The sequence below is a fragment of the Pseudomonas sp. NFR02 genome, from assembly GCF_900119375.1.
GTDB classification, from domain to species: Bacteria; Pseudomonadota; Gammaproteobacteria; order Pseudomonadales; family Pseudomonadaceae; genus Aquipseudomonas; species Aquipseudomonas paracarnis.
Genome location: NZ_FPJJ01000002.1, coordinates 540,305 through 555,516, shown reverse-complemented (window position 1 = coordinate 555,516; position 15,212 = coordinate 540,305). Strand labels below are relative to the sequence as shown.

Here is a 15,212-nt window from a genome sequence, read left to right as displayed (position 1 = left end):
TTGGCTAGAGTTGGTCCTGCGCATAGATACCCGCGCTGACCACCGCACTGCCCACCGTCAGTTCGCCATACAACAGGCCTACCGGGCCACCCTGGATGCTGGTGTTCACCGGGCCATTGAAGCTGTAGCTGGAGCGATTATCCGGGCGGTCCATGGTGCCCAGGCCCTTGGGCATGGGCGACATCAACTGCGCGACGCCGCCCATGGCCATGGAGATCCCCATGCTCGCGGCAAAGGTCCAGCCGGTGGCGGATGAAGCACCGATCAGGGTAGAGGAACTTCCCGATGCCAGACCGCCAGAGAAGTACGACGCCGCCACAATCAGCGCAACGCCAATAATGGTTTGCATCGACCCTGCGCGCTTACTGCCCACCAGTACCGGTGCGATACGGATATCCGCAGCGCCTGGAGGTGCCTTGAGGCGATCCTGACCAATGTTGTCCCGGCCCAGGAAGATCGAATACGTCACGCCCCGGTCCTTGGACTCCATCAAGAAACGCTCGAACCCTGGCACCAGAATGCACAGCGCATGGATAGCTTCCGAGGCATTGCTCACCGCCAGTCGATGCACGCGCCCGAAGCTCGCGCCCAGGCTGCCGTAGAGGCGCACCGTCCTGACTTTTTCATGATGCATGGCATCCTCCCGGCGAATGATCCGCCGATGTGGTTAATGTTTGGCCCGCAGGCCGTGTCGCCAATAGCTCACCGTCACCTCGCCCCAATAGCCGCCGTAGGTGTCGCGCTTGCTGTCGCGGCCATACAGGTGGTGCAGGATCGAACCTGGCGCGGGGTAATGTTCGGGTTCACTTTGCAGCACGCCATTGGCCAGGTAGATCGCGGCATGGTTGGGCACTGGCGAGCGGATCTGCATGAGCACGATATCGCCCTGTTGCAGTTGGCTGACCTGCACGAAGCCAGCGGCCGGCAGGTTGTCCAGGTAGAGGTTGCCGCCGTTGTCCCACCAACCGTCTTCACGCTGATAGTCACCCAGCTCGATACCCAGCTCGCGGCGGTAGTAGTCAAGGATAATGCTCAGGCAGTCATGCACGCCGTGGGCGAAGGCACGACCGATCAGGGGCGCCTGGTAACCGTTTGGCGTGCAACCGGCCCATTCTCCGGTGCGTACCTGCCCGTCGTCGCCTTTGTGTACTTCAACGATGTGCCAGGGCAACCCGGAGGCTTCGCACGCCACACGGTCTGCTTCACTGGGTGTCGCCGGACAATCCGGATGGCTGTGCACTACTGCGAGGATCTCGCCCCGCTCTTCGGCGGCGGCGTAATCCTCGGGCGCCAGACGAAAATGTTCGCTGGGCGTGCTCGCCGTATTTCGACACGGCACATACACACGCTTGCGCCCTTCACGAATCAGCAGGCCGCAGCACTCATGGGGATACGCGGCCACGGCGTGCCGGGTAATCGCCGCCAGGTTGGTCTTGTTCATGCTCAGCTCCGCAACAGTCCGGCTGCCGGGAATGAGCCGTAGGGCAGTGGGTTGTTTTCGCCGAAACGCAGCTTGCAGCTGGTCAGCCGCCCACCGCATTTATCCTTGGCCGCGTCGGTGACGATCACATCATTGGCATCCGCCACCGGGCCGCCGTTATAGCCGCAATAAGGGCCGCGGTAACCACCGCAACTGAGCCACCAACACACGTTGGCGACGATCTGCCGACGTGGTAGCTGCACGCCGTTGAAGTCCAGCGCGCTGGCCAGTTCAAACTTCACCGTCTCGCTGCTTTCGGCGACTTTGCGCTCGACGTACCAGATGTCCCGCGGCAGTTCCTCTTCAGGGTCGGCTTCGGGCTGGCCGTCGAGGTACTTGGCCAAGGTACGATGGCGGATCAGCCGCGCGCCTACCAGATCCTCGAAATACAGCACCAGCGCCGTGATGAAACCGCCGACGTTACCTACGGCCAGCGTCGGCGTCGGTTGGGTGCCCTGCCCCGACATTTCAAAGCCTTCGGCCTGGATCGGCCAAGGTGAATATTCGTGGCCCTGCCAGAAGATCGATGATTCCTGGGGGTAACCGTGAAACCGGTACAGCTCGGCGCCCAAAGGGGTGGCATCGAGTTCGAAAAGCTCCACCCAGGCCCCGGGCTCCAGGGTCTGGATATCTGCGGTGATAGACATATGTTTCTCCGGGCAAAGAAAACCCCGCACTGTGGCGTAATGCCGTTCAGTTAAGGCTTTTTGTAGGAGCGAGCTTGCTCGCGAAAAACTCACAGGCGCCGCGTTCAATCAGGAAACACGCGTTATCGTTGACGTTTTTCGCGAGCAAGCTCGCTCCTACAGAGGCGATATACGCTTAACTGAACGGCATTGCGCACTGTGGCGGGGTGGAGGCGGCGCTAGGGGTGGAAGGCTTGCTCGAACGTCGCCGTCAGGGAATAGAGCCCGGCGCCCATGGGCGTTGGCTGATAACCCTTGCAGCGATACAACGCAGGCGCTGCCAGTGGTGCGGTCCAGTTGAACGCCTTGGCGCCGGCATGGCGATCAAGGAAAGCAACAATCGCTTTGATGCGCGCCTCGTCACCCACGAACGTCAGTGGCCAGGACTGGGTTTTGTTGTTGATCCCGTCTGCTGCCGTCTGCTGGTAGCCATCGCCGAACTTGGCCGTCTTAAGACGAAACTCGACGCTGCCGACGGGCTCCACCTTGGGCACCCATGTGAAAGTTTCTGTGCTCATGTTTTCTCCAGGCGTAAGCCGTTGAGGGTCAGCGGCCGTTGATGGCCGACCAGATTTGCCCGCCCGGTTTGAGGTCACGGGCGATCTGCTCGGCGGCGCCCTGGCGGGCTGAGCCGGCGTAGGCGCGGGCGACGTTCTGGGCGTTGGTGTCGGTGCCTGAGCCTTGGCCGTCGGCAACGTTGATGGTTTGTTGGATCACCACCTGGTTGCTGCTGGTGTTGCCTGCTTGGCCGCCGCCCAATGCGCGCACGCCCAGGGAGCCGTCGGAACCACGGCTCAGAGGCATGATGGCTTCGGGGCCGGCTTCGCCGAAGAGGGCCATGGGGGCCAGTGTGGGGCTGGTCGCAATGGAGTTGGTGAATACCCCCCCATTGGCATACTTAATGCCGGAGACATTGAGTTCATTTTGATACCCGCTTGGCCCCAGCACTGAACCTGCTGGAACAGAAGGGCTCAACCAACTGGTGATGGCCGAGCCGGCCAAACTGAACAACGACTTCAGGGCACTAGAGGCCGCCGTTTTGGCAGCCATCGCCGCCATGTCTTTAAGTACCGAGGTGGCAAAGTCAGAGAAGTTGAACTTCCCCGTAGTCGCAAACGTCAGGACCGCGGCGTCCATCTTTTCAAAAGCACTGGCGAACACCGCCTTCGATTGCTCGGCTGCCGTACCTGCGTTAGTAGAATACTCTCTGAACGCAGCACTGGCGCCTTCGCGCCAATCATCGAGCAGTTGGGTCATATCGGCGAAATTACTTTTAACCTGCCCAGTTTTTTCTTCACTCAGAAGAGCCATCCCCTCCTGATCCGATGAAGCTGCATCCCCATACGGCCCACCCGTTGGAAACTTCAGCCCCGCCCGCTCGGTATAACTGGACTGCGCATCCAACGCCCCAACAAAATCATTCTGCGCACCCTGGCTCTGTTTGAGCACTTGCATCAACTGCGCATTTTTCTGGATAAATTTTTCTGCCGCATCCGTGGCCGGGTCATAGGCCCTTTGAAAGCTCTTGAACTGGCCGGACGTGACCTGTAGCGCCGCTGCGGCAGAGGCGCTGACCTTTTTGCTGGCGTCCTCGATCTTCTGCTGCATCTCGCGCATGCTGTTTTCGGTAATCCGTGACGCCTTCGCCAGGGCCTGCTCCAGGCTGCCGAGGTTGAGCGTCAGATTACCCTGGGAAGCAGTTGCCATAGGTTTCTCCGGGTCATGGATAAAACCCGTCGAAACGGGTTTCATGGAAAGTCGCGTCGTCCTTAACGCCACTCGTTCATCGCACGTTCGAGCGACACACCCCGGCGCAGCTCGTGGGGCATGAAGTCAATCATCTCGGCCGTGCCGCCGCCCAGCCGGTGGGTCTGCAGCGCCACCAACGCGCTGCCCGCCTCCAGCCGCCTACCGGCGTGCAGGGAGCCATATCGGTCGATATAGCGCCCCCAGGCCAGGGCTTCGTGGTAGGTCATGCGTTCCTTGGCTTCGGCGATCGTGCGGCCGCCGACTCCGTTCAGCACCAGTTCGTGCCAGAACTCATCGGCGACCGTCAGTTCTTTGCGCCGCCACCCTGGGTGCCATTGACCTCATTGACTGCATTGAGCATCACAAACCCCAATGACGGCTCAAGGCCGAAGGCATCGTCATAACTCAGGGCTTCATCACCCTCGGCACCCAACGACACTGACGCGGCGAGGTAGCTGGCGTTACGGCTCTGTGCTGATTCGCCCTGGCTGAACAGACGCTCGATCACGCCGAAAGACTGGCGGCGGATATGCAACGTGAAGGTGTCAGTCACTTCCTTGCCGGTTTTGCTGTCCAGGTGCGTCCAGCTGATTTCCTTCTTCACCAGTTGGCCATCGACGATGCCGCCCTTGGCTTTCAGTTGTTTGAGGTTCATGGCGTCTCTCAGGCTTTCTTGATCCAGGCGCTGGCGCCGGTGCGTTGGATGGTGACGGTGGTGGTCACGACCGCGTTCAGGGCGAAGTTGAACGGGAAGTCCGACACGTAGCCGTCGAAGGTGAACCAGGTGCGCGTCGCCGGCAGTTCAAAGCCATCGCCTTTAGCGTTGACGGCCGGCAGTACATCCTTGCCGTCGGACCAGCCCACGGCCCACTTCACGCCGGTATCGCCCTTGGCTTCAGACAGCTGGTGCAAGCGGATATGGCTGGCGTTGGTCGGGTCGGCATTCAGGCCAAGGCTCGCCGTACCTGGGGTGCGCAAACCTTTTTTGTAGCTGCGCTCCTCGGCATTGAGGCTGGTGTCTTCAATCTGCTCAGCCGGCGCGCCGCCCGGCTCGAACGAAGTGGCGTGCTCAACTTCCAGCACGGTATAGGGCCCGGTGCCGGAGACCGGCGGAACGAGGGCGAAAATCTGGGTACCTTGGGTAAGAATCGACATCGAGTGTTCTCCATGAACAATAAAAAACCCGCGAAGGCGGGTTGTGGGGTGCAACGGCTATGTTGCTGCGTACAAGGCAGGTCGAGACGGGATCAGGGCGCCGGTTTGCCGTCCAGGTAAGGCGGTGCATTCGGGTCCGGTTCTCGGCTCTTGATCACTTCGACCAACGCCTGGTTACTCTGGGCCAACAGCCGAATGGCGGCATTTAGCGCCACCTGGCCATCGGTCTGGGTTTGCAGGGCGGCGATCAAACGGTTGATCGCCGCCAATTCTTCGTCATTCATAGGCATCCTGGTTCCTGTAGCGAGTCAGTGGTGAGCGTGCGCAACGTGCAACGGTGGCGATCAAGACGCCAACCCACCAGCCATGATCGAACTGCGATACCCCGTCGCCGGGTCGCCAACGTGGGTCACTTTGGTAATCGACCAGCGCCCCTGCATGTAAACAGGCCAGGTGTCATCCAGCACCAGCAACCCTTCGGCTGCCAGCAACGGGTTGCCTGGGCAATCGATCTGTAACTTCAAGCCTTCACGGCCCACGCGGCGTAGTTCACCTTCGGCCACGGCGCGGGCTTCGGCTTCGTTCTGGCAAGGCTGGCGCAAGGTCTTGAACGGGGCTATTCCGATCTGAACCACACGCTGTTTGCCTGCAGCGGCGTCCCACCAGCTGACGCGGCTGCCCATGTATTTGGAGCGCGATTTTTCATCAAGCTTGGCGGTGATAAAGGCCTGGTTTCCCGGGCGGTTATCGTGTGTCACGGACAGCTTTACTTCGGGCAGCAACTGGCCGGTGAGTGACTTGGCCTGCCCCGCTTCGGCCAGCACATAAAGCTCGTTGAACGGCTTGGTGACCGCGTTGTAACGCTTGGCCAGGCGGGTGATGAAGGCCATGTCGCTTTCGTTGGACTGGTCGATATGCTCGATCGTAATACCGTCCAGCGTGGGTGCCACACGCGGCGAAAAACCGTGGCGGCTGACCAGTTGCCGGAACAATGCGCCCAGGGTGGTCGGCCCATGACTGGCGGAACGGCGCTGGCGGTAGCCGCTTTTATCCGTCCCGCTGAAGGGTGCGGCGGTGGCCACGATCATCAGGCGCATTGGAAAGAGCACCGGGGTTCGTTGGGTGACGACAAATTCGCCTTTTTCCACCAGGCCGGTTTCCTGATAGCCGACGCGCAGGCCGATCTTGCCACTGAGGCTGGGCAAGCCTTCCAACCCTTCGATGTTGAGGGTCAGCTCCAGGCGATCGGTCTCGATGCCCGCCGCGTCGGTGTGGCTCCAGTGCATCAGGCGTTGATTGAGCAGCGTCGCATTGGCGCCATAGAACTCCACGATCGGGGTGAATCCCTGTGCCATACCGCCTCCTTAATCCCAGGCCAGGACGGGACGCACCGCGGCCGGCCTGGCTTGCATCTCAGGCACAATCACCCATATACCTGCGGGCAGTACCGGGCCGTATTCGGCGAGTTCAGGGTTCAAGCGCCAGAGGGTTTCTTCCGCCGCGTCATCGCAACGCCCCAATTCGCGGTAGAGCAACAGGTTGACCGAGTCACCGGCAATACTTCGCACTCTACGCATTGACGAATTCCTCCAGTTCAAGGGTCCAGGTCATGACCATGGCAGTGCCGTCATCGATCACATGGCTCTGGTTTTCCACCACCGCATTGATCCGCCACTGGCCCCAGTTACGGCCGATGCCATCGACCAGCGGCAACGGCGCCCGCGCATTTTGCAGAGCGCGCAATTCGTCCAGGCGTTGCATACCGACGGCGTACATGGCGGTGCCGCTGAACGTGAGTTTTTCCAGCTTCTGGCCGTTCTGGCGCGACTGCGGTTTACTGGCAATGATCGCCAGGTCACTCCAACCGCCGTCGCTGTTGCGCATCAGCGACGAATAGGCAAAACCTCGGGACAAGCCAAAAATAAAGTCGCCCAGCACCATTTGTTGTCGCATCAATCACCTCCTGAAGGATCGGCCAGGGCCGCGTTGCGCCGGATGCCCAGGGAGTCGGTAACCATCGGCACGCATTGAAACTGCAGGGCCTGGATCACCTGATTGACCACCTGCTGAGCGTCCGCCGGGTTGACGCCGGTGATCTGGATGCTCGGTGAGAGCGTGACCTGGACGTTGTCTGTTCGCGCGCTGTTGAGCTCTTTACTCAGGGCGTTCGGCGCAGGTAGACGATCGCTTGAAGCGAACAACTTATCCCCAAGCCAACTGCCTGCTTCGCTGCCGAGCAAGCCACCGATGGCGCCGCCGACTGCGGTGCCGATACCTGGGAAAACCAGGGTGCCGAGCGCGGCGCCGGCGGACGCCCCGGCCCAAGCGCCACCGGCGGTGCTCAGGCCAGAACCGACAGCCTTGACGTCACCTGTGCGCACGCCCTGGATCACATCCACGGCGGTGTCGACGTACTTCAGTGGACCAAGACGGCGGGCGCCGGCCAATCCCAATCTACTCACGGTTCCCAGCGGGTTGGCAGGCATCTTCAGCGTGCCAGGCAGAGGTTCACGCTTGAAATCGGGAGTATTGGCCGGAGTCGTTACCCGGCTTTCGAAAGGCATGGGGATGAGCTTGCGCTCTAGTGCCTCGATCAGCCCGGGGCCTTTGTTCGCGGTCAACGGGCCTGCGGATGGGTTCTTTGCTCGGCCGTTCGCCAGCACCTCACGGGGTTGCAACCGCTGAGCCGGGCCAGCGGCATTCAGGCCTAAAAATGGCGGCGGTAACAACACTTTTGCATCACGCTCGAGGCCGCTTAGAATCCTGGCAAACACACCGCCTTTCCTGCCTGCCGGTGATCGTTTGGTCGAAGCTGTCTTCGGCGCAAGCGGCTGTTTCTTTTGCATGCTCTGCGCGCTTTGAGGGCTTCGAGATCTCTGCGGTTTTTGCGAGGACGACTGACGAGAACTCTTTTTCCCCCGGGAGCCCTGCGAGCGCGAACGTCGACTTCCAATCGGGCGCTCAGTTGCGGTCGCACAGCAGCACGCTTTGTCTTTCTCCGAACCGCCATCCTTGAACAGCTTGCCAACACCGGGGAGCTTACCCAGCGTCGCATCGACCACATTGCCGGCAACGCGGCTTTTTATCGTGTCTCCCAAACCTGAGAACAGTTCGGTAAACACCGGCGTAACAGCTCCAGCCGTTTTGATCGCGCTCGCCAGAACCGGTGAGTCTTCAGCGGCGACATTGGCGCTGTCCGTCAGGCTCGTCTTGGCTTTCAGCCAAAGCGATTCTCCCCAGACCGATGTGGCATCCAGGGTTGTAGAGAAGCGTTTGCTGCTTTCGCTCGACTCCTCACGCAGCACCTTGACTGACTTCTCCGACGTCGCGGATTTGTCGAACTTCAAATAGCTGCCTGAATGCTGCAGCGCGCTTGCCAGGTCTAGTATCTGGGCGTTGCCCAGGGTCATAGCCTCGCGGGTATGGCGTAGATCCTCAGAAGTGCGCGAAGCGGATTCAGACACCGTCTTCGATTCTGTTCGCTCACCCACATTGGATGAACGCACATCAATTGCCCGCAGCGTCGACAAGGCGGTGTCGAGCGAATCTACACCCTCACGCAATGAGCCGAGCGACAGTGCCAGTTCATCAAGTTTCAGCGTTGCGTTGGCGAGCGCGGCAACTGTCCCGGACAAAGCAGCCAAATCCGTTGACGGAGGTGGGCTGCCAACCGACAACGCACCGGGGCTGAGGATATCGGCGTCATGTGCGCCGTTTGTATTGCCGAACGCATCCCGGCCATTCAAGGCGACGGCATATGCGAGCGAATAGCTGTTCTGCATCCCGCTTACTCCTGTTTAACGCCAAGGCGAGTGATCGCGATGTCGTAGCGGCGCAATGCTTTTCCGGCGTCCCAGTCGAGGATCTCTGCCTCATTGACCGAGTAGATCAGCGGTACCACATCGAGGATTACTTCGATGTCGCGCTGCGAAAGAAGTCCGCCGGTTGATTTAAAAAATCGTCGATACGCTCCTGCAGTTCCGTCCAGTCGGGCACGGTCAAGCCGGCCAGGTCGGGGATCATCAGGCCCGTGCAATGGGCAGTGATGAACTCGGCGCGCTCTTTGTTGGTGGCGAGTTTTTTCATCACTTTGGTGGCGCGCAAGGCGGGTATTTCCAGGGGCAGTTCGGTCAGGGTTCGGCCGGCGGCTTCCAGGGGCAATAGCAGGTGGACAGGCTGGTCGTGGGTCGTCACGTCCTGTTCTTTCAGGAAGAACGAGGCCGGGCGTGTCGACATTTCGTGTACGTACTGCGCAATGCTCACGTAGTCCGGGCGCTTGAGTTGGTCGAGCTCTTTTTCCGACAGGCCGGTGGCGAGTTTCGCCAGTTCGAAGAACTGGTCGTCCTCGTCATCACCGGCCCGGGCCAGCGCGTCTTTTTGCGCGGCGTAGAACAACGGTTTGAGTTGAACCTGCTCGATCATTGCACCGGTGTCGGCGGTGATCGGGGACAGCAGGATGTGCAACGGTGGCATCCAGGCCATGGGGAATTCCTTGTTGAGCGGTGTTGAAAAGTGCAAAAAATCTAAACCTGAGCACGGCCCCTGCGGGAGCTGGCTTGCCTGCGATGGCATCCACTCGATGCTCCAGAGATACCGAGTCGCCTGCATCGCAGGCAAGCCAGCTCCCACCTTGACCGTGCTCGCTTCAGATTGCGCCGGCCCTTAAGGCATCAGCACGGCGCGGCGGGCATCGCCAAGGATGTCGACGCCGTTGAGCACGAACTTCTGGGTGCGCACATCGATATCGATCACCGAAATGCCATTTTCCAGACGGTTGTAGGTACGGCAGGACAGCTCCAGCGTGGTGGTGGCCTTGTCGCCCATTTTCAGCTTCGCCTCCTCCAGGGATTTGAGCTTGCCGCCCACGGTGTGGTAGGTGAAATAGGTCTTGCCGTCTTGATCCTGGCCGGCTTCACGCACGTTCAGCAAAATGTCGTCGCCCATGCGCACGCCCAGGGCCAGCATGATTTGCGGGCCGGCACCTTGCAGCACCAGCTTGGCATTGAGCACCTTGCCGCTCTTGGCCATTTCCTCGGCGATAAAGCGCCCGCCGGACATGGCCTCCATGTCGAACTCGATCTTCGGCGGGGTGAACTCTTCCACGGTTGCGGACAACGGCAGGCCTTGAAGGGTGGCCGCAATGGCCTGTCTGACTCGGTTGGTAAACATTAGAGAACGTCCTCCAGGAACTGCTCGATGATTTCATCGCGGGCGTTGAGTTGATAAACCATGTGTTCGTTCGGCGCGTAGCGGCCGTAGTCGATGACGATGAACCAGGTGCCGTTCTTGTATTTCTCGACGCTGTTCAGTTCCGGGTGCAGGTACACGCTGCCGCCGGGGATGGTTTCGTCGGCCACCAGGGTTTGCAGCCAGTCGTTGATGCGCTTGACCTCCTGGTCCATGAAGGACTTGGTGAGGTTCTTGGCCATGGCTTTTTGGCCGGCCTTGACCAGCTTGCGGCTGATGGCATCTTCCAGGCCGACGTAGCTGATGAACTTGCCGGTGATGGAGCGGTTGCCCAACAGCGAGAAGCCGCCGAGGATGGTGCGGGCGTAGTAGCTCACGCCGTAGCGGTTGAGCAGGTCGCCTTCGGTGGAGGTGTCGAGGATGTTGTACTCGACCACGCGGGAAACGTCCTCGGCGAAGGTCACCTGGTTACCCGGGCTTTCCCACTGCTTGACCTTGGCCAATGCGGCGATGGCCAGCGAGGATGGCGACAGGAACACGTTCTTCTTCGCGGCTTTGGAGTACACCGACGGCATGTTGTGCACCAGCAGGCAACGGTCGAAGCCGAGGTCGGCCCCGCCCAGTTCGCCGCTGTAGGTCACTTGGTCGGCAACGGACGCATCCTTGCCATCCAGTACCACACGGGCCTTGATGCGCTTGCCGAAGGAGGCGAACTCACCAGCCACGGCCTTGGTGCCGGTAAAGCCTGGAGCGCCGATGATGGTCAGGTCTTCAGGCACGCTGCTCAGGGCCGCCAGGCCCAGCTTGCGACCGGTGACCGGGTCGTTGCCGCCGATCACATTATTGATCGTATCGGCCGGGGTGGTGCCTTCTTCGACGATGACCACATAGACCGGCACCTTGACCACCTTGAGGATCTGGTACACCGCCTGGAACAAGGTGCCCGACTCAGTGCCGGTAGGGTCCAGGAGCGCCTGGGCGGTGAAGCTGTTAATGCGAAACGGCGCGTTTTTGGGGATCGACGCATGGGCATTCGGCGCAGTGCCGACCAGGCCAATGACGTTATCGCCAAGGCCACCCATGGCCTCGGGGGATTCAGTGGCATTCACAGTGATGCCGTTGTGCTCGAAGTTCAGGACTTCTGCCATGGTTATTCAGCCTTCTTGGGGGTGGAGTTGAGGACGCTGGTCAGTTCCAGACGGCCAGCGGTGCGCAGGGCGGATGCTTCGACGTCGAGCAGTTCCAGTTCCTCGCCGGCGGTGGACCAATGGCCGTTGCCGATGGGGAATGGGATGAGGACGGTGTAGGTTTGGCGGGTGGGCATGGGTGGAAATCTCCGAGTGGGAAATGCAAAAGCCCCTGCGGGGAGGGGCTTTGGGGAGGCGGAAAAAAACCGCTTTCGCGGTAATCAGTTATTTCAGGAAATCGGGTTTGGATGGCCAGAGCACTGCGTCTGGATCTTCTCCCTGATCTGGAATATCACGCAGTTTTTTACGATACTCAGCGAATATGAGCTTATGGGTTTCGAGCATCGGATAGTCTGGCATTGCAGCATAATCACTCGCCGACAAGTCTTGATCCCTTGCCTTACGGATCATTTCCCACTTGATAATCGGATGAAGTTCAGCAGGTACAAATAGCGGTTTCATATTTTCTCCTTAGCCTAGAGCCAACATCGTTCCCCAATCACCTGGGTTGGTTACAACGCCTGTGCAAGCCCCTGCCAGCATCACCTCAACAACGCCAGTGGAAGAGGTGCGCATTGGGTGCAGATGGTAATAACTCCCAAAAAGTTCAGTAGGAGAAATAACACTGGAACACCAGCGCCATTTACCTTTTTCAACGCCATTACTCCATGCTCCAGACACGTTACCTTCCAAAAGACGCACGAAGGCGCCTACCGTCAGGTAGGAGTTCTGCGGTACTGCACCAGAGCCATTCGCGAGCGCCATATCGACCGTGTATGGGAACGCAAGCCAAGGACTAACGTCTGACACCGACCACTTCATTTGCCACAGATATACAAACGTGCGCCAATAGTCGCTCGCCCTGATTTCAAAGCTTGGATATTGTTCCCGCACATCTGCCTGCACCTGGAGCATGAAATCCACATCAGCTTGCGGGCGTCCGGCCGCTTGAGAAACAGGGGTAATAGTTCGCAGCTTAGTGGGCGTCACTTCAGCATGAATCCCCCAATTTTCAATCAGTGTTCCGTCGGCGTTGGGGGAAAGATTGAAGTTCTTGGTGACCGCTAACCTTGGGAGTCTATTTTTCAACTCCGCCAATTGTGCGTCATACGCCAAGCGGGCATTAGCTATCGCCTTGTCAATTTCTCCGACTTTTCCAGTAATAACGTTAGTTAAGTTGTTTGCCGCACTAACGACGGCAGCAAGTTGCTGTTCAGTACTCAAATGGATGCTCCTAAACGCCTGATGAGCGTCATATGAAATCAATTAAAAACGCCCTATTTCTTTTCGACTTCCATCACCCGAAATAGAACCCCTACACCGCGTGCCATATTGTCTATGCTCGCGGCCGATAAGGCCGCAATTTCATCAGTCAATAACACATTCAAATTGTCATTCCCCACCACAATCGTCACGCTATCCGCCGGCAACGGCGAAACATCCAGCGTAAACTTCTGCAGCACCCGCGCCGCCGCCGCTTTATACGTCAGCAACTTCCCCGCCACGGAATACACCGCCAGCAAGGTGCCGCTGGCGAGGTAAAACCCGAACTCGCCAATCTCATATTCGCCGTCGCCATCAAACAGCGCGGCCATCCTGAGTTGGCGCTCGCCCAGGTCTTCGTAATCGACGATGGCCACCCGTTGGCGCTCGTCACGCAAGGCCACTTCCGTGCCGTCGGGGTTGTAGCGGCCGGTGCCGGCGCCGATGTGGGTGATTTCGCCTTTGAGGCCCTGGTTCTTTGCCTGCAGCACTTCATCCAAACCTTTGGAGGTGAAGCGCACCAGGCGCGTGATTTCATCTGTCATGGCTGCGCCCTGAGGTCGTAATCGTTAATGGTGTAGTGCTGGGCAACCCCGGCACTGTTTAGGCGAGCCACCAGCGCCAGGTCCGGCAATGCGCCGTTCAGGTAGAACTCGCCGTCGCTTAAAGGCGCGTCGAGCACTTGCGTGAGCGCGAGCTGGCCTTCGGTCTCATGCACGATGGTAATCGTCGCCAGATCCCGCTCACTCTTGGCCGCATTGATACGCCGAATCAGCCGGTTGTGATCACCGCTGGACCAACTGCGCCCGATGATCGCCTGCACGTCGAAGGTGTAAGGCACGCCGAGCGGACGTTGCTGGTACCAGGCGCTGATATTGGGCGTGAAGCCAAGTGACTCCACCGCATAACTGAGTGCCTTGGGCGTGCCGGCCTGGCGTTGAATCTGCCAGGACAAGGCCACGGTCAGGCGTTTTTCCGCTTCGCTGGCCTCGGCATCCCATTCGCTGACGCCACGGTCGGCGGCCAGGTAAGGCAGGAACTCTCTAGGGGTATACAGCGGGTTCATCAGCGCCGGAAACGGCGGGGCGACACGCTCAAGCAATGTGCCGAAGCCCAGGTCCAACGCCTTTTCCAGCGGTGAGCTGTTGGCGGGCAGCAAACTCGCTTTGGGTTCACTCATAGTGTGCGCACCTCCACCTCGACGCCCGTGCAATACGGGGCCTGGAACGCCGTGCTGACAATCGGCGCCAGCGGTTCGAGGATGTGCAGTTGCGCGGCCCCGGCACTGTGGATGGCGTAGTCGATCCAGCTGGGGTCCACCCGCCCTTCCAGACGGTGGCAGGACTCGGCGTAGTCTTGCAGCAGTTTCTGCGCGGCCACTTGGGTCAGCCCCGAGTCCGGGCCGGCGTTGATCTTGGCCACCACACGAATTTTATAGGGTTGAATCTGCGCGCCTTGGACGCTGACAAGATCGGTTTCTGGCCGTACATCCGGCCGTGCGAAATGTCGACGTACACCGTCAAGCAAGTCGACAGATGGCGTGCCGTCGCCCTCCCTGGAAAGCACGGTGACCATGACTTCCCCCGGTGCGGTGCGGCGAGCGTTGCCGTCCTTGACCTGGGCCGCGTAGCCGTCGGGGTCGAAGGTGTAGGTGACCGTGACCACACCGGGCGTCGCGCTTTGTACTTTCACTGCTGGGCGCTCGCCCAAGGTGAACACTTCGCGGCGATACTGCATGCGCGAGCCCGCCGCTGGGGCGTGGGGTGCCAGGTAGTAGCGCAGGCGGGCGTCGTCGTCGCTTTCCAAGGTGGGCGGCACCGGCGGGAAAGCGGCCGGGTCGCCTGGGTCGAGCACTTGGCGTTCCAGGCCCATATCGGCCAGGCGCGCATCCAGGTTGCTACCGGTGGCCCACCACGCCAGCATCTGCTTGATGCGGGCGTTGTATTTGCGCTCATGGGTTTGCAGGCGCACGCAAAACGCTTCCAGGGCCAGGGTCAGCAGTTCGCTTTCGTTGTCGAGGCTGACCTGGAGTTTGGCTGCGCTTTGCGGCGCGCGAGTGGCGACGTAGTCGATGACAAACGCTTTGAATTCGGCCAGCAACGGTTCGAACTCATCGACCTTAATGATGGCCGGTTCCGCCAGTTGGTTCTGGCCGGGGATCAGCATACTCATGTCACGACCTCGAAGGATTGTTGGCGGTTTTTCCAGGTGCCGGCAAACCGCAGCAGCAGGCCGGCGCCCTGGCGGGTAGCGACAATGACCTGAGGGTCAAAATCGCCAATGCCGTTATGAATGTTGTAGAACGCTTGGGCGGCGTGGCTTTGGGCGAGGATCAGCAAGTCATCGCCCAGGTTCTGGCCGAGCAATTGCGGGATCAGTGAGCCGTACAGCGGGCGCTTTTGCCGCGTTCCGATGGGGGTGGTCAGCGCTCGGGTGGCGCGCTGCACAAATTGCAGCCAGTCGTCGACGGCCGCCCCGGTGTTCCTATCGATTCCGAGCATGGGG

At 60.0% G+C, this 15,212-nt stretch carries 23 protein-coding genes; all 23 read right to left on the bottom strand.

All coding sequences use genetic code 11. The features are described from left to right. Positions 1-4 precede the first annotated feature (4 nt). Positions 5-634, bottom strand: a complete 630-nt coding sequence (locus BT199_RS08220; protein ID WP_072434278.1) for a tail assembly protein — start codon at positions 632-634, stop codon at positions 5-7. 33 nt (positions 635-667) lie between these two features. After that, positions 668-1,441 (bottom strand): C40 family peptidase, encoded by a 774-nt coding sequence (locus BT199_RS08215; RefSeq protein WP_057711472.1) that lies wholly within the window; start codon positions 1,439-1,441, stop codon positions 668-670. Between the two features lie 2 nt (positions 1,442-1,443). Then, positions 1,444-2,127, bottom strand: coding sequence for a phage minor tail protein L (locus tag BT199_RS08210; RefSeq protein WP_072434277.1), 684 nt, complete (start codon positions 2,125-2,127; stop codon positions 1,444-1,446). Between the two features lie 218 nt (positions 2,128-2,345). Beyond that, positions 2,346-2,684 carry a phage tail protein gene (locus tag BT199_RS08205; protein WP_005785426.1) on the bottom strand — a complete coding sequence of 113 codons (339 nt, stop codon included), beginning with the start codon at positions 2,682-2,684 and terminating at the stop codon, positions 2,346-2,348. A 28-nt stretch (positions 2,685-2,712) separates the two neighbouring features. After that, positions 2,713-3,783 carry a phage tail tape measure C-terminal domain-containing protein gene (locus tag BT199_RS08200; RefSeq protein WP_256575939.1) on the bottom strand — a complete coding sequence of 357 codons (1,071 nt, stop codon included), beginning with the start codon at positions 3,781-3,783 and terminating at the stop codon, positions 2,713-2,715. Between the two features lie 152 nt (positions 3,784-3,935). Then, complete coding sequence (locus BT199_RS08195; protein WP_032803291.1) at positions 3,936-4,190, bottom strand: hypothetical protein; 255 nt, start codon at positions 4,188-4,190, stop codon at positions 3,936-3,938. 29 nt (positions 4,191-4,219) lie between these two features. Further along, on the bottom strand, positions 4,220-4,570 hold the full coding sequence (locus tag BT199_RS08190; protein WP_032893278.1) for a phage tail assembly chaperone family protein, TAC: 351 nt from the start codon (positions 4,568-4,570) through the stop codon (positions 4,220-4,222). A gap of 8 nt (positions 4,571-4,578) precedes the next feature. Continuing rightward, positions 4,579-5,070, bottom strand: a complete 492-nt coding sequence (locus BT199_RS08185; RefSeq protein ID WP_072434276.1) for a phage tail tube protein — start codon at positions 5,068-5,070, stop codon at positions 4,579-4,581. 92 nt (positions 5,071-5,162) lie between these two features. Next, positions 5,163-5,360, bottom strand: a complete 198-nt coding sequence (locus BT199_RS08180) for a hypothetical protein (RefSeq protein ID WP_256575938.1) — start codon at positions 5,358-5,360, stop codon at positions 5,163-5,165. 54 nt (positions 5,361-5,414) lie between these two features. Further along, positions 5,415-6,425, bottom strand: coding sequence for a contractile injection system protein, VgrG/Pvc8 family (locus BT199_RS08175; RefSeq protein ID WP_072434274.1), 1,011 nt, complete (start codon positions 6,423-6,425; stop codon positions 5,415-5,417). Between the two features lie 9 nt (positions 6,426-6,434). Continuing rightward, complete coding sequence (locus tag BT199_RS08170) at positions 6,435-6,647, bottom strand: tail protein X (RefSeq protein ID WP_072434273.1); 213 nt, start codon at positions 6,645-6,647, stop codon at positions 6,435-6,437. Continuing rightward, positions 6,640-7,023, bottom strand: a complete 384-nt coding sequence (locus tag BT199_RS08165; RefSeq protein WP_057701379.1) for a phage tail protein — start codon at positions 7,021-7,023, stop codon at positions 6,640-6,642. Before BT199_RS08165 ends, BT199_RS08170 begins: the two co-directional genes overlap by 8 nt. Then, entirely contained in the window at positions 7,023-8,852 is a 1,830-nt protein-coding gene (locus BT199_RS08160; protein ID WP_072434272.1) for a phage tail tape measure protein, read from the bottom strand. Before BT199_RS08160 ends, BT199_RS08165 begins: the two co-directional genes overlap by 1 nt. A gap of 127 nt (positions 8,853-8,979) precedes the next feature. Further along, the gene (locus BT199_RS08155; protein ID WP_072434271.1) at positions 8,980-9,552 is read right to left on the bottom strand and encodes a phage tail assembly protein; all 573 of its coding nucleotides are present in this window, start codon (positions 9,550-9,552) and stop codon (positions 8,980-8,982) included. Positions 9,553-9,732: 180 nt separating this feature from the next. Continuing rightward, a complete protein-coding gene (locus tag BT199_RS08150) occupies positions 9,733-10,239 on the bottom strand; it encodes a phage major tail tube protein (RefSeq protein ID WP_014717167.1) in 507 nt (168 codons plus the stop codon). Continuing rightward, positions 10,239-11,405 carry a phage tail sheath protein gene (locus tag BT199_RS08145; RefSeq protein WP_072434270.1) on the bottom strand — a complete coding sequence of 389 codons (1,167 nt, stop codon included), beginning with the start codon at positions 11,403-11,405 and terminating at the stop codon, positions 10,239-10,241. Before BT199_RS08145 ends, BT199_RS08150 begins: the two co-directional genes overlap by 1 nt. 2 nt (positions 11,406-11,407) lie before the next feature. Continuing rightward, entirely contained in the window at positions 11,408-11,581 is a 174-nt protein-coding gene (locus BT199_RS27215) for a hypothetical protein (protein WP_003189022.1), read from the bottom strand. A gap of 88 nt (positions 11,582-11,669) precedes the next feature. Next, a complete protein-coding gene (locus BT199_RS08140) occupies positions 11,670-11,906 on the bottom strand; it encodes a phage tail assembly chaperone (RefSeq protein WP_014717165.1) in 237 nt (78 codons plus the stop codon). Between the two features lie 9 nt (positions 11,907-11,915). Continuing rightward, positions 11,916-12,668, bottom strand: a complete 753-nt coding sequence (locus tag BT199_RS08135) for a hypothetical protein (RefSeq protein ID WP_020301162.1) — start codon at positions 12,666-12,668, stop codon at positions 11,916-11,918. 53 nt (positions 12,669-12,721) lie between these two features. Further along, on the bottom strand, positions 12,722-13,252 hold the full coding sequence (locus BT199_RS08130) for a tail fiber protein (RefSeq protein WP_014717163.1): 531 nt from the start codon (positions 13,250-13,252) through the stop codon (positions 12,722-12,724). Next, the gene (locus BT199_RS08125; RefSeq protein ID WP_072434269.1) at positions 13,249-13,887 is read right to left on the bottom strand and encodes a phage tail protein I; all 639 of its coding nucleotides are present in this window, start codon (positions 13,885-13,887) and stop codon (positions 13,249-13,251) included. The genes BT199_RS08130 and BT199_RS08125 overlap by 4 nt, the downstream gene beginning before the upstream one ends. Beyond that, a complete protein-coding gene (locus tag BT199_RS08120) occupies positions 13,884-14,879 on the bottom strand; it encodes a baseplate J/gp47 family protein (protein ID WP_014717161.1) in 996 nt (331 codons plus the stop codon). Before BT199_RS08120 ends, BT199_RS08125 begins: the two co-directional genes overlap by 4 nt. Then, entirely contained in the window at positions 14,876-15,208 is a 333-nt protein-coding gene (locus tag BT199_RS08115; RefSeq protein ID WP_014717160.1) for a phage baseplate protein, read from the bottom strand. Before BT199_RS08115 ends, BT199_RS08120 begins: the two co-directional genes overlap by 4 nt. Between the last annotated feature and the right edge of the window lie 4 nt (positions 15,209-15,212).

Coding starts and splice junctions, on each gene's coding strand:
- BT199_RS08180 (WP_256575938.1), bottom strand. CDS start 5,360: ATGCCTATGAATGACGAAGAATTGGCGGCGATCAACCGTTTGATCGCC.
- BT199_RS08150 (WP_014717167.1), bottom strand. CDS start 10,239: ATGTTTACCAACCGAGTCAGACAGGCCATTGCGGCCACCCTTCAAGGC.
- BT199_RS08155 (WP_072434271.1), bottom strand. CDS start 9,552: ATGGCCTGGATGCCACCGTTGCACATCCTGCTGTCCCCGATCACCGCC.
- BT199_RS08165 (WP_057701379.1), bottom strand. CDS start 7,023: ATGCGACAACAAATGGTGCTGGGCGACTTTATTTTTGGCTTGTCCCGA.
- BT199_RS08175 (WP_072434274.1), bottom strand. CDS start 6,425: ATGGCACAGGGATTCACCCCGATCGTGGAGTTCTATGGCGCCAATGCG.
- BT199_RS08210 (WP_072434277.1), bottom strand. CDS start 2,127: ATGTCTATCACCGCAGATATCCAGACCCTGGAGCCCGGGGCCTGGGTG.
- BT199_RS27215 (WP_003189022.1), bottom strand. CDS start 11,581: ATGCCCACCCGCCAAACCTACACCGTCCTCATCCCATTCCCCATCGGC.
- BT199_RS08120 (WP_014717161.1), bottom strand. CDS start 14,879: ATGAGTATGCTGATCCCCGGCCAGAACCAACTGGCGGAACCGGCCATC.
- BT199_RS08190 (WP_032893278.1), bottom strand. CDS start 4,570: ATGAACCTCAAACAACTGAAAGCCAAGGGCGGCATCGTCGATGGCCAA.
- BT199_RS08125 (WP_072434269.1), bottom strand. CDS start 13,887: ATGAGTGAACCCAAAGCGAGTTTGCTGCCCGCCAACAGCTCACCGCTG.
- BT199_RS08140 (WP_014717165.1), bottom strand. CDS start 11,906: ATGAAACCGCTATTTGTACCTGCTGAACTTCATCCGATTATCAAGTGG.
- BT199_RS08185 (WP_072434276.1), bottom strand. CDS start 5,070: ATGTCGATTCTTACCCAAGGTACCCAGATTTTCGCCCTCGTTCCGCCG.
- BT199_RS08205 (WP_005785426.1), bottom strand. CDS start 2,684: ATGAGCACAGAAACTTTCACATGGGTGCCCAAGGTGGAGCCCGTCGGC.
- BT199_RS08160 (WP_072434272.1), bottom strand. CDS start 8,852: ATGCAGAACAGCTATTCGCTCGCATATGCCGTCGCCTTGAATGGCCGG.
- BT199_RS08170 (WP_072434273.1), bottom strand. CDS start 6,647: ATGCGTAGAGTGCGAAGTATTGCCGGTGACTCGGTCAACCTGTTGCTC.
- BT199_RS08200 (WP_256575939.1), bottom strand. CDS start 3,783: ATGCGCGAGATGCAGCAGAAGATCGAGGACGCCAGCAAAAAGGTCAGC.
- BT199_RS08220 (WP_072434278.1), bottom strand. CDS start 634: ATGCATCATGAAAAAGTCAGGACGGTGCGCCTCTACGGCAGCCTGGGC.
- BT199_RS08215 (WP_057711472.1), bottom strand. CDS start 1,441: ATGAACAAGACCAACCTGGCGGCGATTACCCGGCACGCCGTGGCCGCG.
- BT199_RS08145 (WP_072434270.1), bottom strand. CDS start 11,405: ATGGCAGAAGTCCTGAACTTCGAGCACAACGGCATCACTGTGAATGCC.
- BT199_RS08130 (WP_014717163.1), bottom strand. CDS start 13,252: ATGACAGATGAAATCACGCGCCTGGTGCGCTTCACCTCCAAAGGTTTG.
- BT199_RS08115 (WP_014717160.1), bottom strand. CDS start 15,208: ATGCTCGGAATCGATAGGAACACCGGGGCGGCCGTCGACGACTGGCTG.